The organism is Staphylococcus sp. MZ3, from assembly GCF_018622755.1.
Taxonomy (GTDB): Bacteria; Bacillota; Bacilli; order Staphylococcales; family Staphylococcaceae; genus Staphylococcus; species Staphylococcus aureus.
In genome coordinates, this window is record NZ_CP076026.1 from 1,618,233 (window position 1) to 1,636,981 (window position 18,749).

General features: G+C 32.0%; 20 protein-coding genes. 1 reads left to right on the plus strand and 19 read right to left on the minus strand.

Annotated elements, in window-relative coordinates; all coding sequences use genetic code 11:
• Positions 1 to 9: 9 nt before the first annotated feature.
• The 12 genes from KI230_RS07770 to ccpN form a co-directional block, all read right to left on the minus strand.
• Entirely contained in the window at positions 10 to 609 is a 600-nt protein-coding gene (locus tag KI230_RS07770) for a superoxide dismutase (RefSeq protein ID WP_000863556.1), read from the minus strand.
• 275 nt (positions 610 to 884) lie between these two features.
• A complete protein-coding gene (locus tag KI230_RS07775; protein WP_001095260.1) occupies positions 885 to 1,295 on the minus strand; it encodes a Fur family transcriptional regulator in 411 nt (136 codons plus the stop codon).
• Complete coding sequence (locus KI230_RS07780) at positions 1,282 to 2,145, minus strand: metal ABC transporter permease (RefSeq protein WP_049296600.1); 864 nt, start codon at positions 2,143 to 2,145, stop codon at positions 1,282 to 1,284. Before KI230_RS07780 ends, KI230_RS07775 begins: the two co-directional genes overlap by 14 nt.
• A gap of 41 nt (positions 2,146 to 2,186) precedes the next feature.
• On the minus strand, positions 2,187 to 2,972 hold the full coding sequence (locus tag KI230_RS07785) for a metal ABC transporter ATP-binding protein (protein WP_001213908.1): 786 nt from the start codon (positions 2,970 to 2,972) through the stop codon (positions 2,187 to 2,189).
• A gap of 125 nt (positions 2,973 to 3,097) precedes the next feature.
• Positions 3,098 to 3,988: a deoxyribonuclease IV gene (locus tag KI230_RS07790; RefSeq protein ID WP_000924220.1), complete on the minus strand. Its 891-nt coding sequence runs from the start codon at positions 3,986 to 3,988 to the stop codon at positions 3,098 to 3,100.
• 9 nt (positions 3,989 to 3,997) lie between these two features.
• A complete protein-coding gene (locus KI230_RS07795; RefSeq protein ID WP_001062177.1) occupies positions 3,998 to 5,344 on the minus strand; it encodes a DEAD/DEAH box helicase in 1,347 nt (448 codons plus the stop codon).
• A gap of 113 nt (positions 5,345 to 5,457) precedes the next feature.
• Positions 5,458 to 6,558: a Nif3-like dinuclear metal center hexameric protein gene (locus tag KI230_RS07800; protein ID WP_000683933.1), complete on the minus strand. Its 1,101-nt coding sequence runs from the start codon at positions 6,556 to 6,558 to the stop codon at positions 5,458 to 5,460.
• 2 nt (positions 6,559 to 6,560) lie between these two features.
• Positions 6,561 to 7,238, minus strand: coding sequence for a TrmK family tRNA methyltransferase (locus tag KI230_RS07805; RefSeq protein ID WP_000624570.1), 678 nt, complete (start codon positions 7,236 to 7,238; stop codon positions 6,561 to 6,563).
• A 130-nt stretch (positions 7,239 to 7,368) separates the two neighbouring features.
• A complete protein-coding gene (gene rpoD / locus KI230_RS07810; RefSeq protein WP_001283055.1) occupies positions 7,369 to 8,475 on the minus strand; it encodes an RNA polymerase sigma factor RpoD in 1,107 nt (368 codons plus the stop codon).
• Between the two features lie 223 nt (positions 8,476 to 8,698).
• Positions 8,699 to 10,498: a DNA primase gene (gene dnaG, locus KI230_RS07815; RefSeq protein WP_001217262.1), complete on the minus strand. Its 1,800-nt coding sequence runs from the start codon at positions 10,496 to 10,498 to the stop codon at positions 8,699 to 8,701.
• Positions 10,499 to 10,558: 60 nt separating this feature from the next.
• The gene (locus KI230_RS07820; protein WP_000411301.1) at positions 10,559 to 11,377 is read right to left on the minus strand and encodes a pyruvate, water dikinase regulatory protein; all 819 of its coding nucleotides are present in this window, start codon (positions 11,375 to 11,377) and stop codon (positions 10,559 to 10,561) included.
• Between the two features lie 10 nt (positions 11,378 to 11,387).
• Positions 11,388 to 12,011: a transcriptional regulator CcpN gene (gene ccpN, locus KI230_RS07825; protein WP_001797828.1), complete on the minus strand. Its 624-nt coding sequence runs from the start codon at positions 12,009 to 12,011 to the stop codon at positions 11,388 to 11,390.
• A gap of 334 nt (positions 12,012 to 12,345) precedes the next feature.
• On the opposite strand from ccpN, the gene KI230_RS07830 reads away from it, so the two are divergent.
• Positions 12,346 to 13,737, plus strand: a complete 1,392-nt coding sequence (locus KI230_RS07830; RefSeq protein WP_001030080.1) for a glycine--tRNA ligase — start codon at positions 12,346 to 12,348, stop codon at positions 13,735 to 13,737.
• Between the two features lie 149 nt (positions 13,738 to 13,886).
• Here KI230_RS07830 and recO read toward each other — a convergent pair whose 3' ends face one another.
• The 7 genes from recO to KI230_RS07865 all read right to left on the minus strand — a co-directional run bounded on the left by recO (position 13,887) and on the right by KI230_RS07865 (position 18,740).
• Positions 13,887 to 14,633, minus strand: coding sequence for a DNA repair protein RecO (gene recO, locus KI230_RS07835; RefSeq protein WP_001557361.1), 747 nt, complete (start codon positions 14,631 to 14,633; stop codon positions 13,887 to 13,889).
• Between the two features lie 27 nt (positions 14,634 to 14,660).
• Positions 14,661 to 15,560, minus strand: coding sequence for a GTPase Era (gene era, locus KI230_RS07840; protein WP_000134765.1), 900 nt, complete (start codon positions 15,558 to 15,560; stop codon positions 14,661 to 14,663).
• Entirely contained in the window at positions 15,561 to 15,965 is a 405-nt protein-coding gene (gene cdd, locus KI230_RS07845; RefSeq protein WP_000121875.1) for a cytidine deaminase, read from the minus strand.
• A 10-nt stretch (positions 15,966 to 15,975) separates the two neighbouring features.
• Positions 15,976 to 16,320 carry a diacylglycerol kinase family protein gene (locus KI230_RS07850; RefSeq protein ID WP_000819532.1) on the minus strand — a complete coding sequence of 115 codons (345 nt, stop codon included), beginning with the start codon at positions 16,318 to 16,320 and terminating at the stop codon, positions 15,976 to 15,978.
• Between the two features lie 2 nt (positions 16,321 to 16,322).
• The gene (gene ybeY / locus KI230_RS07855) at positions 16,323 to 16,790 is read right to left on the minus strand and encodes an rRNA maturation RNase YbeY (protein WP_000494134.1); all 468 of its coding nucleotides are present in this window, start codon (positions 16,788 to 16,790) and stop codon (positions 16,323 to 16,325) included.
• Positions 16,791 to 17,738, minus strand: a complete 948-nt coding sequence (locus tag KI230_RS07860) for a PhoH family protein (RefSeq protein ID WP_001117767.1) — start codon at positions 17,736 to 17,738, stop codon at positions 16,791 to 16,793.
• A gap of 303 nt (positions 17,739 to 18,041) precedes the next feature.
• Complete coding sequence (locus tag KI230_RS07865; RefSeq protein WP_000110600.1) at positions 18,042 to 18,740, minus strand: SPOR domain-containing protein; 699 nt, start codon at positions 18,738 to 18,740, stop codon at positions 18,042 to 18,044.
• Positions 18,741 to 18,749: the final 9 nt, after the last annotated feature.

An 18,749-nucleotide genomic window follows, 5' to 3' on the forward strand; every position in this document is an offset into this window, starting at 1 on the left:
AATCATACTTTATTTTGTTGCATTATATAATTCGTCAACTTTTTCCCAGTTAACTACATTCCAAAATGCGCCAATGTAGTCAGGGCGTTTGTTTTGATATTTTAGGTAATAAGCGTGTTCCCATACGTCTAAACCTAAAATAGGTGTTTTACCCTCAGTTAATGGATTATCTTGGTTTGGTGTAGTCACAATTTCTAACTGGCCATTGTTTACGACTAACCAAGCCCAACCTGAACCAAAGCGTGCAGCTGCTTTGTCAGCAAATTCTTTTTTAAATTCTTCTAAAGAACCCCATTGTTCTTTAATTTTTTCTACTACAGTACCTTTTTCTTCTGAGTTTGGTGAAAGTAACTCCCAGAATAATGAATGGTTTAAATGTCCACCGCCATTATTACGTACAGCAGTTTGGATGTTAGCTGGTACACTGTCTAAATTAGCAACAATTTCTTCAATAGATTTAGATTCTAAATCTGTACCTTCTACTGCAGCATTTAATTTCGTAACATACGTGTTATGATGTCTGTCATGGTGAATTTCCATAGTTTCTTTGTCAAAATGTGGTTCTAATGCATCAAATGCGTATGGTAATTTTGGTAATTCAAAAGCCATAAATAATCATCCTCCTAAAATGTCTGTAAGTAAATAATAACAAGCAGTGACTGGTTCAACAAAGAATTTGCTTAAATTCTACTACTTATTATTTTCTCTACTCATTTAATATAACTCAAATCAAAAATAATTAAACATTTTGTATATAAAAAGTTAACAGATTTGCCATAAAATCATACGAACGGAGTATGAAATGAACCTTTATCTTCTATAATTTAAAAAATGAGATTTATGCATACATCTGACCAAATGTGCATAAATCTCATTTCTTTATATTAATCTTGGCAAGACTCACATACACCATAAACTTCAAGTTTGTGTTTGTGAATATTAACACCAGGTAGTGATAACTTTATCTGATCTATTGGACAATAATCTATTACCTTTGTATCTCCACACTTTTCACAGATAAAATGATGATGATGATGGTTTGTACAAGCGATTCTAAACTTCATTTCACCATCAAGTTCTGTATTTTCAATAATCCCTAAATCTTTAAATAAGTGCAGGTTTCTATATATTGTGTCGAATGAAATTCCAGGATAATTTTCATCCATAACTTGTTGTATATACTTTGCGTTTATATACTTATCTTCTTCGACAAAAATATCTAACATATCTTTACGTTTATCTGTATATTTTAAACCGTTCTCTTTTAAAATTTTAATAGCATCATTTGTATTCATTGATATTAGCTCCCTTTTTAAACTTCATTCGCATTTTCTGATAAGCCATTGTAACCATAAGTAAAATAACTAGTAGAACTACAATTACACCACCCGGAGAAATGTCCATATAGAAAGCTAGGACTAAGCCTAATATTACTGATAATTCACCTAAAAATACACTTAGTAATATCAATTGCTTAAAACTTTTTGTTATTCGCATACTTATTGCAATTGGTAACGTGATTAAAGCACTTACTAACAGTATCCCTACAACACGCATTGAGGCAGAAATAACCATCGCTACAATAACAATAAATAAAAATTGAATCCATTTAGGAATACCAATGACTTTACTATATTCCTCATCAAATGACAATATAAATAATTCTTTATAAAACAATGTAATAAACAGAACAACTATGATGGCAATGACAATAATCGTTGTTAAATCACTTATATTCACTGCGCTTATTGAGCCAAATAGCAATCCAACAATTTCTTGATTGAACCCATCAGCTAATGAAATAAAGATTGCACTCAAGGCGATACCAGCACTCATTATAATTGGAATAGCAATTTCTTGGTAAGCAGTGTATGACGTTCTTAATTTTTCAATTAGAAGCGCACCTACTATTGCGAATAAGATTCCAAACCACATTGGATTAATAAATACTAGTGTTGGCATAATAGTAAGTAAAAACATACCGAAGGATATACCACCTAAAGTTACATGACTTAGAGCATCAGCTATAAGTGATAGTCGTCTAACAACGATAAAAGCACCGATTAGAGGCGCAATAAAACCTATCAAGATACCACTAATTAAAGAGTACCTCATAAAATCAAAATTCAATAATGCATCTATCAATTGTGACACGCCTTTCCATTTTAAATAAACTCAAATCTTTATTAATTACAACATTCTCGATTATGCTGATGATCGACAAAACGTACAGGATGTCCATAAATTTTTGAAATTTCAACTTCATCAAGTGATTTAAACTCATCAGTTGTACCATGGAAATGCAAATGCTTATTTAAACATGCTACTTCAGTAGCAGTATCTGCTACAACACCGATATCATGAGTAACTAAGATAATGGTGATACCTTCTTGTTTTAATTGATCTAAAGTATTATAAAATTCACTTACATGTTTTGCATCAATACCATTCGTTGGTTCATCAAGTACTAATACTGCAGGTTCTGAAATCAATGCTCGGGCAATCATTACACGTTGTTGTTGACCACCTGATAATTCTGCTATATTTTTATGAATTAAATCACTTATATTCAGTCTTTCTAGTACTTTAATCACTTTTTCATTATCTTTGCTATTAAATGTTTGGAAAAGACGTTTTGTCTTTGTTAATCCGCTTAAAACAACTTCTTTAACACTTGCTGGGAAACCTGAATTAAAGGCATTTGCTTTTTGTGATACATAGCTTAATTTAATTGATGTTTTCTTATTTTTAAAATCAATACCTTCAACAAAAATCTCACCACTTTGTAAAGGTAATAACCCTAGAATCAACTTCAATAATGTTGATTTACCAGCACCATTTGGTCCAACAATCGCTAAAAATTCACCTTTATTTATTTTAATGTTTATATTTTCTAACACTTTTTTATGATCATAGTAGTAATTGACATTTTTCAATTCAAAGACTGGTGTCATCGTATTCTCACCTCGCATTCAACTATACAACTCCTAGTAACATATGTAAACAGTAATGTTTACGACTCAAAATTAGACAAAATAAAGAGATATGCCCCCTTCAAGTTTTATTTATCGCATTTCTTGAAGAGAGCATTATCATTTTATTGTTGCATAACCTTATTTTTTAATTCTGGGTCAAATTGCTGTTGTTTTAACATTTCAATTTCAAGTTTATATGGCGGTTTTTTATTTTTCTTATCTTCACCAACATAAGGTGTTTCTAAGATTTTCGGAATATCTTTAAAACTATCATGATGCACAATGTAATTTAATGCATCAAAACCAATGTAACCGAAGCCAATATTTTCATGTCGGTCTTTTTGAGCGCCACGGTCATTTTTAGAATCATTGACATGAACAACTTTGATTCTGTCGACTCCAATAATTTTATCAAATTCATTTAATACGCCATCAAAGTCCTCTTTCACATTATATCCAGCATCATGCGTATGACATGTATCAAAACATACTGATAAACGTTCGTTATTATGAACTCCATCAATAATACGTGCTAACTCTTCAAACGAGCGACCAATCTCTGTACCTTTACCTGCCATCGTTTCAAGCGCAATACGTACATTATTGTCATTCGTTAAAACTTCATTTAATCCTTCAATAATCTTATTAATTCCGGCATCAACACCAGCTCCAACATGCGCACCTGGATGTAATACAATATCTTTAGCGCCTATAGCTTGCGTTCTTTCAATTTCTTGTTGCAAGAAATCTACACCAAGATTAAACGTTTCTGGTTTGGTTGTATTTGCAATATTAATGATGTATGGTGCATGAACAACAATATTAGATAAGCCATATTTTTCCATCACTTCATGACCTTTAGTTATATTTAAATCTTCAATACTTTTACGGCGCGTGTTTTGAGGTGCACCAGTATAAATCATAAATGTTGTTTCACCATATTCATACGCTTCTATAGCAGAACCTTCTAACATCTTTTTACCACTCATTGAAACATGTGATCCTAATAACATAAAACACACCTAACCTTTTTTGTTTTGCTTACGTTTTTGTCTATTTTGCTGCTTACTAAATTGTTTACGCTCTTGACGTTTCATTTTTTCAACTTCTTGTTTAAATTTCTTCTTATAACCTGGTTTAACTTTGTTTTTAATTTTACTTCGAACTTTGTTCTTCACTTGATTAGTTAAATGGTCATCTTTGCGCATTCTTGCTTGACGCTGATTGTGCGCTTTAACTTCTTTTAACTCACCATCTTTAATATCAACAGTATTGAATACAAAACCGCGATCTTCTATTAATGAAATATTGTGTTCTTCATCAGGACTATAAAGCGTAATTGCTACACCTTTATAATTCCCACGGCCAGTTCGGCCGACTCTATGTGTAAAGAAGTCAATATCATTTGGCACATCGAAATTGATGACATGACTAACACCTTCAATATCAATACCACGAGATGCTAAATCGCTGGCAATAACGTATTGGAATTCTAAATTACGTATACGTTTCATTTGTTGTTTACGTTCACGTGGCGTTAAGCCACCATGAATCATACCAACTTTAATACCAGCTTCATTTAGTGAACGTGCTAAATCATTTGCATTATCTCTACTATTACAGAAAATAATACATAAGTATGGATTTAGTATATCAATTAAATTTAAAGTCTTTTCAACTTTAGCTGCACCTTTAGTAGGTATTAAAAAGAATTCGATGTTCTTTTTATTTTGTTTTTTACTGTCGACAGCTACATATTCTGGATGACTTAAATATTTATTTAAAAATGGTTGTAACTGTTGTGGAATTGTAGCACTAAACACCGCAATATTTGCATTATCTTCCAATCTTGCAGCAATGTAATCTACATCTTCAATTAATCCTAAGTCAATCATAAGATCCGCTTCATCAATAACTAAATATGATGCTAAGTGCACATGTAAATGTCCCGTTTTAGCTAAGTCATTAATTCTAGTAGGGGTGCCTATAATCAATTGTGGTTGTGCATTACAACGTTGTCTATCTTTCTCTATATCTGTACCACCAATAAAAACTTTAACTGAAACACCAGCTTTAAATTGGCTTAAATGGTTCGCTGCATCGTATAGTTGTTGTGCAAGTTCTCTTGTTGGTGCAACTACGATTGCTTGTGGTTCTTTTATTTCACTATCAATTAACTGCATTAATGGTAATAAAAATGCATGAGATTTCCCTGTACCCGTTTGAGATTGACCAATTAAATTTGTTCTCTTTAGTATTCTTGGAATAATTCGATTCTGAATTTCAGTTGGTTTTTCAAAATTAAGGTCTTTCACAGCGTCAATTAAACTAGATTCTAGATTAAATTGTTCGAATGGATGTTTTGCCATGATTTGGCCTCCTTATATGTTCATCTTTACTATTATAAAGTATAAATGTGCTATTTTAAATAAAAATATTAAAACCTCGAAATTTCAAAATTTAGAAATCCCGAGATTTTAGTTTAAATATATTGAAATGGATCTGTATTAATTGTAGATGCTTCAACATCTATATTTATTTTTTCTGTATTGAACCAATTCATTAGTAACGTTTTTAAACCTTCTTTCATCACATATTCGCTGTAATGATTAATATCAATTAAATTCACACCATGAATTTTAGCATCTAAGGCATCATGATGTTTAATATCACCTGTTACAAAGACATCTGCGCCTTGTTGGACAGCTTGATATTCATATCCAATACCTGAACCACCAATAATTGCAATACGTTTAATTTTCTGATTAGACTCACCAACAAAACGGACACTTGGGATATTTAATTTAGATTTAATATCAGCTGCGAAATCTTCCAATGTCATTTGATTATCCACTTCTGCCATAACGCCAAGTCCATAAAGGGATGTTTGTTTTATCTCAATAAAATCAAATACCGGTGTTTCATATGGATGGTATTGTTTAATTAATTGCTCAGCCCTTGACTTTTGATATGCATCTATCATAAATTCAATTTTAACTTCATCTACATATTCAATTTTATCAATTTGTCCTATTGTTGGATTAGCTTCACCAACTGGTTTGAATTGCCCTCTTCCTTCACTTTCAAAGAAACAATATTCATAATTACCTTCTTGCGCTAATCCATTTTCACTAAGCTTATCTTTAAATGGTCCAACATTATCCTTAGGTATATATGTTTGAACTTTATAGTATACATCTTGTTGATTATTTATTATTGAAATGTTCTTCAAACCCATCGCCTTCGCCAACATCATATTGACACCATACGGATTTACATCTAAATTTGTATGCATCGCTATTAAATTAATGTCATGTTGAATTAGTTTTCTAATGATCAAACCATAACCATTAGCTTTTAATGATGTTACGCCTTTAAAGATTAGAGGATGATGACTAATAATAGTATTATAACCTTTTTCGATTGCTTCATTTACTACTTCCAACGTACAGTCTAATGCTGTTAAAACACCAGTAACTTCAACATCTTCATCACCTATTAACAATCCTACATTATCCCAAGATTCAGCAGTACTAAATGGCACATGATGATCTAACAATGTCATTAAATCAGCTATTTTCATTACTATAACACCCTTTCAATTACAGCAATTTCGTCATTAATTTGAGCTAAACGTTGATGATGTTGTTCAGTATTGAGTTTCGATTTAATATGATAAAGTGCTTCTAACTCTCTTTGCCATTTTTTTATAAAATATTCATTTTTGTTGTTCAGCAATTTTGGTCCGAATTTCAATTCATCAGATGATAGCTCTATTAATTGTGTAGAATATTCTGCTACAACAATTTCATAAATATGGCCTTTTTCTTCCATTATTATTTCATCAATTATTTCATAATTCAATTGTTGTAATGTTTGTCTTAAATTTTCAGTTTGTATATTACTTTGTAAAATCAACCTTGGATGTTGACTTAACTTATCTTGCCCATCTTTTAAAATTTTAGCAATAAGTGGTCCGCCCATACCACATATTGTGATATTATCGATTACGTCCTCAGGATGAATAACACTTAAGCCATCCCCTAAACGTACATCAATTCTATCTACTAATTGGTTTGCAGCTACATTTTTCACAGCAGCTTGAAAAGGGCCTTGAATAACTTCTCCTGCAATACCGTAATCGCATAAATGGTTTTGAATTGCATAGATTGGCAAATAAGCATGATCTGAGCCAATATCCGCGATTGTACCTTGTTTTAAAAATCGACTTACCGTCGTTAATCGGTTATTTAACGAAATCATTTTATTCTCCTTTATGAAAAAAGAGGTTGAACATTATTCAATGTACCAACCTCACTCAAGTTAAATCTTAATCTAAAAATAAATAAGCGCTTATTCATGTCTTGGTATCAATCATTAAAATTGATATAAATTAATCCATAAAGTCTTTCAAACGTTTACTACGACTTGGATGTCTTAATTTTCTAAGTGCTTTTGCTTCGATTTGTCGAATACGTTCACGTGTAACACCGAAAACTTTACCAACTTCTTCAAGTGTTCTTGTTCTGCCGTCATCAAGACCAAATCTTAATCGTAATACATTTTCTTCTCTATCAGTTAATGTATCAAGCACATCTTCTAATTGCTCTTTTAATAATTCATAAGCTGCATGATCTGAAGGACTTTGTGCTTCCTGATCCTCAATAAAGTCTCCTAAATGACTATCATCTTCTTCACCAATTGGTGTTTCTAATGAAACAGGTTCTTGCGCAATTTTTAAAATTTCACGAACTTTTTCTGCTGGTAAATCCATTTCTTCACCAATTTCTTCTGGTGCTGGATCTCGACCTAAGTCCTGTAATAATTGACGTTGAACACGAATTAATTTATTAATTGTTTCTACCATATGCACAGGGATACGAATCGTACGTGCTTGGTCAGCAATTGCACGAGTAATTGCTTGTCTAATCCACCATGTTGCATATGTTGAAAACTTAAATCCTTTGTTAAAGTCAAATTTTTCAACAGCTTTAATAAGACCCATATTACCTTCTTGGATCAAATCAAGGAATAACATACCACGACCTACGTATCTTTTAGCAATACTTACAACTAAACGTAAGTTCGCTTCTGCAAGTCTTGATTTTGCTACTTCATCACCTTGTTCAATACGTTTGGCTAATTCGATTTCTTCTTGTGCACTTAATAAGTTAACACGCCCAATTTCTTTAAGGTACATACGAACTGGGTCATTTATTTTAACACCTGGAGGGGCACTAAGATCACTTGGATTCAGTTTCTCGTCAGTATCTGAACTATCTTTTTCATTAACTAGTGAAATATCATTATCATTTAATTGATCAAAGAAATCATCCATTTGATCAGAGTCGATATCAAAATTCTGAAGTTTTTCAGCAATTTCTTCATGACTTAAATGACCCTCTTTTTTACCTTTTTCAATTAATTGCTTCTTAACATCTTCTAATGTTAATGTCGGATCAATTGTTTGTTTTTTAATTTTAACTGTGTTATCAGACATGAAACGGCCTCCCGATTTTAAATATGAACATTCGAAATTTATTCAATATTGCTATTTTAAACTAAATTCTTAATTAATTCATCCATATTTTTAATTTTATTTTACAAATTGGAACTAATCCCAATATTTATTTTTCAATAGTGTTGTTTAAATGCGGTAACTATCATTTACCCTTATACATTTTGACATAATCATTATTCGTATTATTCTTTAAAATCACATGCTACATGCGTTCTTTATTCTTAGCAACAATTTGCTGTAAATAGTATTTTTGTAATTCTACATCGCCAATCCTTGTAGCTTCCCTTAATTTATGATTCAATGACTCAATTGTTTCTTGTCCTTTTTCATTAATAACATTGACATAATCATCAATTTCATTTTCATATGGTTCGTCATTCAAATTATATTGTTCTAAGCTAATTAGTGTTTCTCTCAACTCATTTGAATTAACATACTGCACAGCATCACTGATATTATATTGATCATTTTCCGCATAAAAATCATGTAAGACTTCGAATACATATTTAAAATGCTGATTTGTGAAGTTATCCTTATCAACACTTTCATAATAATTTAAAAATGTATCTTTATCTCTCATTAAATGTTTTAAAAATGCTCGCTCCGCTTTTTCTTGACGGCTCAAATTGTCAAATTGTGCCATACCAATTGGCTCAGGTTCAATATAACCGCCATACTCATCTTCTGGATAATAATTGGCTGGTGCTTGATTGAATTGTATTTCGTTAGCTAACTGCTCAGGACTAACATTGAAAAATGGCGCAACATCATTTATAGCCTTTTGTTGCAAAATCGATGACTTCATAAGTGAAATGTCATGACTCAGTTCTTTCAAATAACGTTCATATGAAAGGTCATTATGTGCAATTTCATCTTTTAATATACTTACTTTATAATGTGCAAATGACTTTTTGTCATTTTTTACAAAAGTAGTAAATGCGTCGTTGCCATACTTACCAATGTATTCATCCGGATCCATGCCAGATGGCAATTGTATAACAAATACATTTAGCCCTTGCTGTAACAAATTTTGACCTGTTTTAAGTGTTGCTTCACTACCCGCAAAATCCCCATCAAACATTAATGTTATATTTGATGTTAACTTTCGTATAAAAGTAATATGTTCATCTGACAACTGTGTCCCCATTGTTGCAACAACGTTTTTCAAGCCAGCAGTATCAGATTTTATAACATCCATAAAACCTTCTAGTAATACGATTTCATCTAATTTTCTAATTGATTTACGCGCTTTATCTAAGTTGTATAACAACTTTCTTTTTTGAAAGATAGGTGTTTCAGGACTATTTAGGTATTTTGGTTCTTGACCGGTATATGTTCGACCTGAATATCCAACAATTCTTCCTTGCGCATTTTTCAAAGGAAACATAATACGATTTCGAAATCTATCGTAATAACTGAAATTTTCTTCGTTACGTGATAATAATCCGGCTTCATATGCTAATTCAATATCGTAACCCTTTTTTTGAAGAAAATCATGACAAAAATGTGAGCTATCGGGTGCAAAGCCAATGCCTCGCTCTTTAATAAGCGCATCTGTAAAACCACGTTCTTGTAAGTATGTTAATGCTTGTTCGCCTTCGACTGTCTTTGTTAAAGCGTAATAATAAAATTCTTGTATTAACTCATGCATTTCAATCATTTGTAAATCATCAGAAGCAATTTGAACATTTGAGTTAGATTGTGTTGCCTCAATATCTACAGCAACATTAACTCTATCACCTAATTCTTTAACCGCTTCAACAAATGATATGTCTTTAATTTCTTGAGTAAATTGAAAAACATTGCCACCTTTTTTACAACCAAAACAATGACAGATTTGTTTATCTTCAGAAACTGTAAATGAAGGTGTCTTTTCATCATGAAAAGGACACAAACCTATATAATTGCGTCCTCTCTTTTCTAGTTTTACATATTCACTTACCAAGTCTAAAATGTCGGTTTTATCTTTTATTTCATTAATGATCGATTGATCTATTCGCAAATTAAATCACCTATTAAGCATTAGTTATACTATTATACCTAATTTTTGACAAAAATGAAATCATTTCGATTTATTTTGTTCAATATAATGGATTATATCGTTTGCTGTTTCTTCGATTGCTTTTTGAGAAACATCAATGACAGGACATCCAATTTCACTTACGATTTCTTCAAAGTAATTCAATTCTTCTTGGATTCGAGCTTCTGTTGCATAACGAGCTGTGTCACCTAGTCCCAATTGTTTTAATCGCTCTTTTCTAATGCGATTTAATTTTTCTTCACTTATTTTAAGTGCGATACATTTCTTAGGATCAATATCATATAAGCCATCTGGCGGTGTCACTTCTGGTACAATCGGTACATTCATAACTTTGTAACTCTTATGCGCTAAATACTGAGATAATGGTGTCTTTGAAGTTCTCGAAATACCAAGTAAAACAATATCAGCTTTAGGTAATCCTTTAGGATCTTTACCATCATCATATTTAACCGCAAACTCTATCGCATCAATTTTCTTGAAATATGCATCATCTAATCTATGAACGATACCTGGCTCATTATAAGGTTTTTCTTCAACCGATGCTGATAATAAATCCATTAATGGCCCCATGATATCAACGGAATTCAATTGGAATTCTGCTACTTTCTCACTCATATATTGCTTCATTTCAGGTTTAATAAGTGTATAAACAATGATAGCATTTGTATCTTTTGCAACTTGAATCACTTCATCAACATCTTCAAAAGATTCAATATATGGATATCTTAATAATTCATTTTTACATTGCTTAGGATTAAATTGTGAAATACCTGCCCTAGCAACTAACTCTGCCGTTTCACCTATAGAATCTGAGGCTACGATAATTTTAATTTTTTCCATTACTTCTCACCTATTCTTTATATAATGCTACTAATAACTTAGCTATTGTTGTTTTGGAAATTCTTCCAATTACTTCATACTTTTGATTATCTTTTTTTCTTACAATTGGAATCGAATCAATTTCTTTTTCAATCATTCTATCTGCTGCGTATATGACTAATTCGCTTTCCTCTAAATAAGTGACATTAGGCATACGTGTCATATTTACACTGATAGGTACTGTATGAATATCTGCTCCAATCATTGAAGCTCTTAATAAATCTTTTCTTGAACACACACCAACAAAATCGTTATCTTCATTAATAATAAATAATGTACTTACATCTTCTAAAAAAATTGTACAAATAGCGTCATAAACTGTTGTATTCTCTCTTAGCACAACAGGTTGAGACATATAGTCCTTAACCTCAAATTGTCGAAGTTTTTCATTAAAAAATTTGCCTTTTGATTTACCTGAATAATAATATCCAACTCGGGGACGCGCTTCTAAAAAACCTGACATTGTTAATATCGCTAAATCTGGTCTAAGCGTTGCTCTTGTTAAATTCAACTTATCTGCTATTTGTTCACCAGTAATGGGTCCTTTAGTTTTAACAATTTCGATGATTCGTTCTTGTCTTTGACTGAGTTCTATAGGTCTTCACCCCTTTTTTATTCACTTATTATTATACCGATATTTCTTTCATGTCACAAACACATTAATTTTACTTGCCTTTAAATAATCTATCAATTAGAATAAACGTACAGCGAGTTAAGGATAGTGTAAGCTTAACAATAAGATTGGCGCAACGAATCATTTTAAAATAAAAGCGAGTGACTACACTAATTTGGGTGGAACCGCGGGTTAAATACGTAACTTATTTTGTATTATATACAATTTAAAATATTAACTCGTCCCATGGAAGTAAAGCATATTTACTATGCTGTTATTTTCCATGGGGCGTTTTCATGTATGAGGAGAGGTAATTATGGCAAAAGATATGGATACAATTGTTTCATTAGCAAAACACAGAGGTTTTGTGTTCCCTGGTAGTGATATTTACGGTGGTTTATCAAACACATGGGATTATGGTCCTTTAGGTGTTGAATTAAAGAATAATGTTAAAAAAGCTTGGTGGCAAAAATTCATTACACAATCACCGTTTAACGTTGGTATCGATGCTGCAATCTTAATGAATCCAAAAGTATGGGAAGCTTCAGGACACTTAAACAACTTCAACGACCCAATGATTGATAATAAAGATAGTAAAATTCGATATCGCGCTGATAAATTAATTGAAGATTATATGCAAGATGTTAAAGGTGATGAAAACTTCATTGCCGATGGTTTAAGTTTTGAACAAATGAAAAAAATTATTGACGATGAAGGTATTGTTTGTCCTGTAAGTAAAACTGCTAACTGGACTGAAATTCGCCAATTCAATTTAATGTTTAAAACATTCCAAGGTGTAACTGAAGATTCTACAAATGAAATTTTCTTACGTCCTGAAACAGCACAAGGTATTTTTGTAAACTATAAAAACGTGCAACGTTCAATGCGTAAAAAATTACCATTTGGTATCGGTCAAATTGGTAAATCATTCCGTAATGAAATCACTCCAGGTAACTTCATTTTCAGAACAAGAGAATTTGAACAAATGGAACTTGAATTCTTCTGTAAACCTGGAGAAGAAATCGAATGGCAAAATTATTGGAAAACTTTTGCAAGTGACTGGTTAACAAGCTTAAATATGAGCAGTGAAAATATGCGTTTACGTGATCATGATGAAGATGAATTATCTCATTACTCAAATGCAACAACTGATATTGAATATAAATTCCCATTTGGTTGGGGTGAGTTATGGGGTATCGCAAGTCGTACAGACTTCGACTTACGTAAACATGCTGAACACTCTGGTGAAGATTTCAGATACCATGATCCAGAAACGAACGAAAAATATATTCCATATTGTATCGAGCCATCACTTGGTGCAGATCGTGTAACATTAGCTTTCTTATGTGATGCATATGATGAAGAAGGCGTTGAAGGTAGTAAAGATGCACGTACAGTTTTACACTTCCATCCTGCATTAGCACCATATAAAGCAGCGATTTTACCTTTAAGTAAGAAATTATCTGGCGAAGCGATTAAGATTTTTGAGCAATTAAGTTCTAAATTCTCAATCGATTTCGATGAATCACAATCTATCGGTAAAAGATACCGTCGTCAAGATGAAATCGGTACACCTTATTGTGTAACATTCGACTTTGATTCATTAGAAGATAATCAAGTTACAGTACGTGACAGAGATTCAATGGAACAAGTTCGTATGCCAATCTCAGAGTTAGAAGCTTTCTTAACTGAAAAAACAAAATTCTAATTAAAAAGACTTTCCACCATATGTGGTGGCTATATAATTTATAAAAAGAGATACTGGTTAGTAAAATTGCCAGTATCTCTTTTCTATTCAAAAAGGTATTCAAATAAACACATCTATGTGGCTACTTGAATACCTTTTATTATTTTATGTTATTGTTCCAATCTTTTTAATTGGTTGATTAGTTTCTGACTTTTAAAAAACATACCTGCATATTCACGATATAACATTAAAATGATATCTGACATTTCATCAATAATTTCTTGATGGATATTCAATGAATTCATTTTATCTATCGGTAATTTTTGTAATACATCTAATAAATATAGTGTTTTATTCGATAATATAACTGCATGTACATCTTTAGAAGCCTCTTGCCTTGAAATCGCACCGTCAAACTTAAAACTATAACCTATTAAATCTGCTTGTGTGTCATTACCACTCACAGCACAGCGATTAAATGATGCAGTAAAACCAAATCGTTTCATGCACTTTAACATAACTACGACTGACATTAACTGTGCAGATGTACCTGATTCTATTTTTTCAAGAACAAATTGTAATAATTGATAGTTATATGGTGCAATGTCACCTTCATCCATTGAGCGCTCAATAGTTTCAGCTGCCAGAGAGGCATAACTGCTTACGTAAAGGTCCATTTGTAATTTATAATGTTGACTAATAACATCTACAGAATTTAACGTTCCCATACCTCGCCACTGATTGTAAATAAACAAACCATAAACAAACAATTGCGTTTGCGCTTGTAAACCCGTCTTAACTTTTTTAGCACGCCTTGCCATAAGTGGTACTTTTGCACCATGCTCATTTAAAATCGTGATAATTTTATCAGATTCACCATAATCAACTGCTTTGATGATAATCCCTTTTTGGCGCATTAACAATTATCTTCACCACTTTTAAGATTAATCTTGGTCTTCAACATAACCAATTTGGCGAATAAAGTTAACTTTGTTTCGCCAGTCTCTTTGAACTTTGACCCATAATTCTAAGTAAACTTTAGAGCCTAGAAGCATTTCTATATCACGTCTCGCACGTTTCCCTACTTCTTTTAACTTTTTACCGCCTTTTCCAATGACAATTCCTTTTTGCGAATCTCTTTCAACATATATAGTTGCTTCGATATGAACACGATCTTCGCTTTCTTTAACCATACGGTCCACATTAACACCAATCGCATGAGGGATTTCTTCACTTGTAAGATGAAGGATTTTTTCACGAATGATTTCACCCACTACAAATTGTTCAGGATGGTCTGAAATTTGATCATCTGGATAATATTTAGGTCCTTCGGGTAAATACGTCTTTAAAACATCAATAAAATGATCTACATTTAGCCCTTCTAATGCTGAAATAGGTACAATCTCTGTAAAGTCCATATAACTTTGATATTCTTCAATCTTTGGCATTAATTCATCTGGATGCACTAAATCTATTTTATTTAATACTAAAAATACTGGTGTCTTAACATTTTTCAACATTTCTATAATATATTCATCGCCTCGTCCAATTTCCTCATTGGCATTAACCATAAACATGATTGCATCTATCTCAGATAATGTATTTTTAGCGACTTTCATCATATAGTCACCTAATTTGTGTTTAGGTTTATGAATACCTGGCGTATCAATGAATATAATTTGCGCGTCATCTCTTGTCATAACACCTTGAATTTTATTTCTAGTTGTTTGAGCTTTATCGGACATGATTGCTATTTTATGGCCGATCACTCTATTAACAAATGTTGACTTCCCTACATTTGGTCTACCTATAATTGAAACAAATCCTGATTTATGTTCTGTCATTTATTCTAAATCCTTTCCTGAAAATCCAAATGGTAGTAACTCTGCGACTGTCATCATAACCATATCTCCTTTATGATTTGTCATATACACAGGCATATCATCATCACATAATTCCTTTAAAACTTGACGACATGCACCACAAGGTGATGACGGTTTATCTGCATCTACGGTTACAGTTATTGATTCAAAATCACCTGGTCTGTATCCTTGAGAAATTGCCGATACCAAACTAGCTCGTTCAGCACATATCGATAATGGATAAGAAGCATTTTCTACATTGGTACCATAAAAAGTTCTACCGTCTTTCGTTTTTAAATAAGCCCCTACTTTAAATTGACTGTATGGCGAATATGATTCTTGTTGTGCTTTTCTAACTTCTTGAAAATAATGAGGTTGATAACTCATATATGCCTCCCTAAAATAACGCTATAAAATGTGGTAAAAATACTATTAAACCTATAATAAATGCTAATATTGAAACTATAAGTACACTAAAAGCCGCTATATCTTTTGCGTATTTAGCTAAATCATGATATTCAACGGTCACTAAATCGACAACATATTCAATAGCAGTGTTTAAAGCTTCAACAGTGAGAACTAATGCAATAGCAATGAGTATAAATATCCACTCAATCCGATTAATATTTAGTACGAGACCAAAGACAATAGCAACAATCATTGCAAACACATGTAAAAGAAATTTATAGTCTTTTTGAATTAAGATTTTCAGCCCATCAAGTGCATATTTAAACCTTTTCATAATTAGTCTCGTGTTAATCCATATGCGTTTAATATTGTATCTTGTCGACCAAACATTTCCTTTTCATCCGCTTCAGTCATATGATCATAACCTAATAGATGCAAAAATCCATGTAATGCTAAAAATCCTAATTCTCGTTCAAAAGAATGTCCGTAATTGTTTGCTTGTTCTTGCGCTACATCCGTACAGATAATTATATCCCCTAAAACACGTGGTATATCAAGACCACTAAAATCAATCTCTGGCTCATCTTCTTCTAAAGCAAATGAGATTACATCTGTAACTTTATCTTTATCTCTATATGTTCGATTAATTTCTTGTATTTCTTGTTTATCTACAAATGTAACAGAAAGCTCAGCATCGTCTTCTATATGCTCTTCTTTTTTAGCAAATTCTAATAAATCTTCAATTTGTTTATACCAAGCATCTTTAACTAAGCCTGTGTGATCGCTAAAATCTATCGTAAACATTTAATTCTCTCCTTCATAATGTTCAATGATCTTACTTACCAATGGATGTCTTACTACATCGCTCTGATCTAATTTCAATATACTTATACCTTTAACGTTGTGTAACCTACTGACCGCTTCCTTAAGTCCACTTTTAACACCTTTAGGTAAATCGATTTGAGTTTGGTCACCAGTAACTACCATTTTTGAGCCAAAACCTAGTCTTGTTAAAAACATTTTCATTTGCGCATGTGTCGTATTCTGCGCCTCATCAAGAATTACAAATGCATCTTCTAATGTTCGTCCGCGCATATATGCAAGTGGCGCTATTTCGATAATGCCTCTTTCAATAAATCGCTCTGTTTGTTCACGCCCAAGAACAGTATATAGACCATCATATAAAGGTCTTAAATATGGATCTACCTTTTCTTTCAAATCTCCTGGTAAAAATCCAAGTGACTCTCCTGCTTCAACAGCAGGTCTTGTTAATACAATACGTTTAACAGCACCTTTACGGAGTTGCTTTGCTGCATAAACTACAGCTAAGAATGTCTTACCTGTACCAGCAGGACCTATACCAAATACTAAATCATTATTTTTCATGGCATTAACATATATACGTTGCCCCATCGTTTTCGCACGAATCGTCTTACCAAATGCATCTTTAGTTATCTCTTCATCATATAAATCTAACAGATGTTGAATTGTGTTATTATGCGCCATTTTAATAGCTGCTTCAACATCTTTAATTGTAATATTATTACCTAAATCAATAACCTTCAGCAAATTGATTAATACTGATTCCGCTTTTTCTACGTTTTCTATTTTTGTACCTTTAACGGCAACTTCTTGTCCTCTTGCATGGATGACAACATCGAAACTCTCTTCAATTGCTTTTAAATGTTCATCATTATTTCCAATTAAAGCTTGAGATTGGTTCATATCGTCTATTTGTATAATTCCAGGCATACACGCGCTCCTTTTCATATATCATTTATATTCATTCTATGATGCTTTAATATCTACTTAATTATATCATGCAATTGATTGATTTAAACATCTTTGCATTGACTTACTCATTTTTCTTTAATTTAAAATAATCATTTATACTTTTCACCTTGTCATAAAAGCAGATTCAATTTTAGACTAATCAATTTTTTGTTGTAATTTAAATAACTAATATTTCTCGAAAGATTCTCTTTGTTTTTCAATTTTTCTTAACGTAAAAAAACAAGCAACTACCATTACGATAGTGCTTGTTTTCAAAAAATTTTATAATTGTTTTGGTTTAGCTAAAATTTCTGACCATATCATACCATTGATTACTTCATCTTTATCAAATTGGAACGCTGATTTAGTCAAATCTTTTTCGACATTTTGAGAATTAAGCAACTGCTTTAATTTCAAACGCTTTGTACGTTCAGATAAGTATTTATCCTCAATAATATCTCTAGCACGTTTTTCCATTTTAGCAATTTGCTTTTCTTTTTCTCTATCAATGTCAGTACGAATCGTTTTAATATCATCTCTAAGTGATTTTTCTAATTGACGTCTAATTTCGTCAGAATTATCTTGTCTAGAAGGTCTATGTTTCTGCTCCACCGGTTCTGCTTTAGGCACTGTAATTGGTTTCTCTGTCATCGGTTTTGTTTCTGGTTGTTTTTTAGGTGCCATAGGTTCTACAACAGGTTTCGATTTAGGCTCTTCTTTTGGAAGTTCATCGAATAAAGGTGGTAACGTATCATCATATTTTCGTTTCGATGATTTCTTTTCTTCTTCATTTAATTCTTCACTTATTTCTTTAAACGTTCGCTCAATTTCTTCAAAAAAGCCACCTTTTTTTGGTTCATTATCGGTAGATGTTTTTTGAGGTGGCTTTTGATTTTGTCTATCTTTATGACTATTTTCGCGCATAGTAGTAATGATAGAAATGATCACTGATATGACAAAAATTAGAATACCGACACTCATTTAATCACC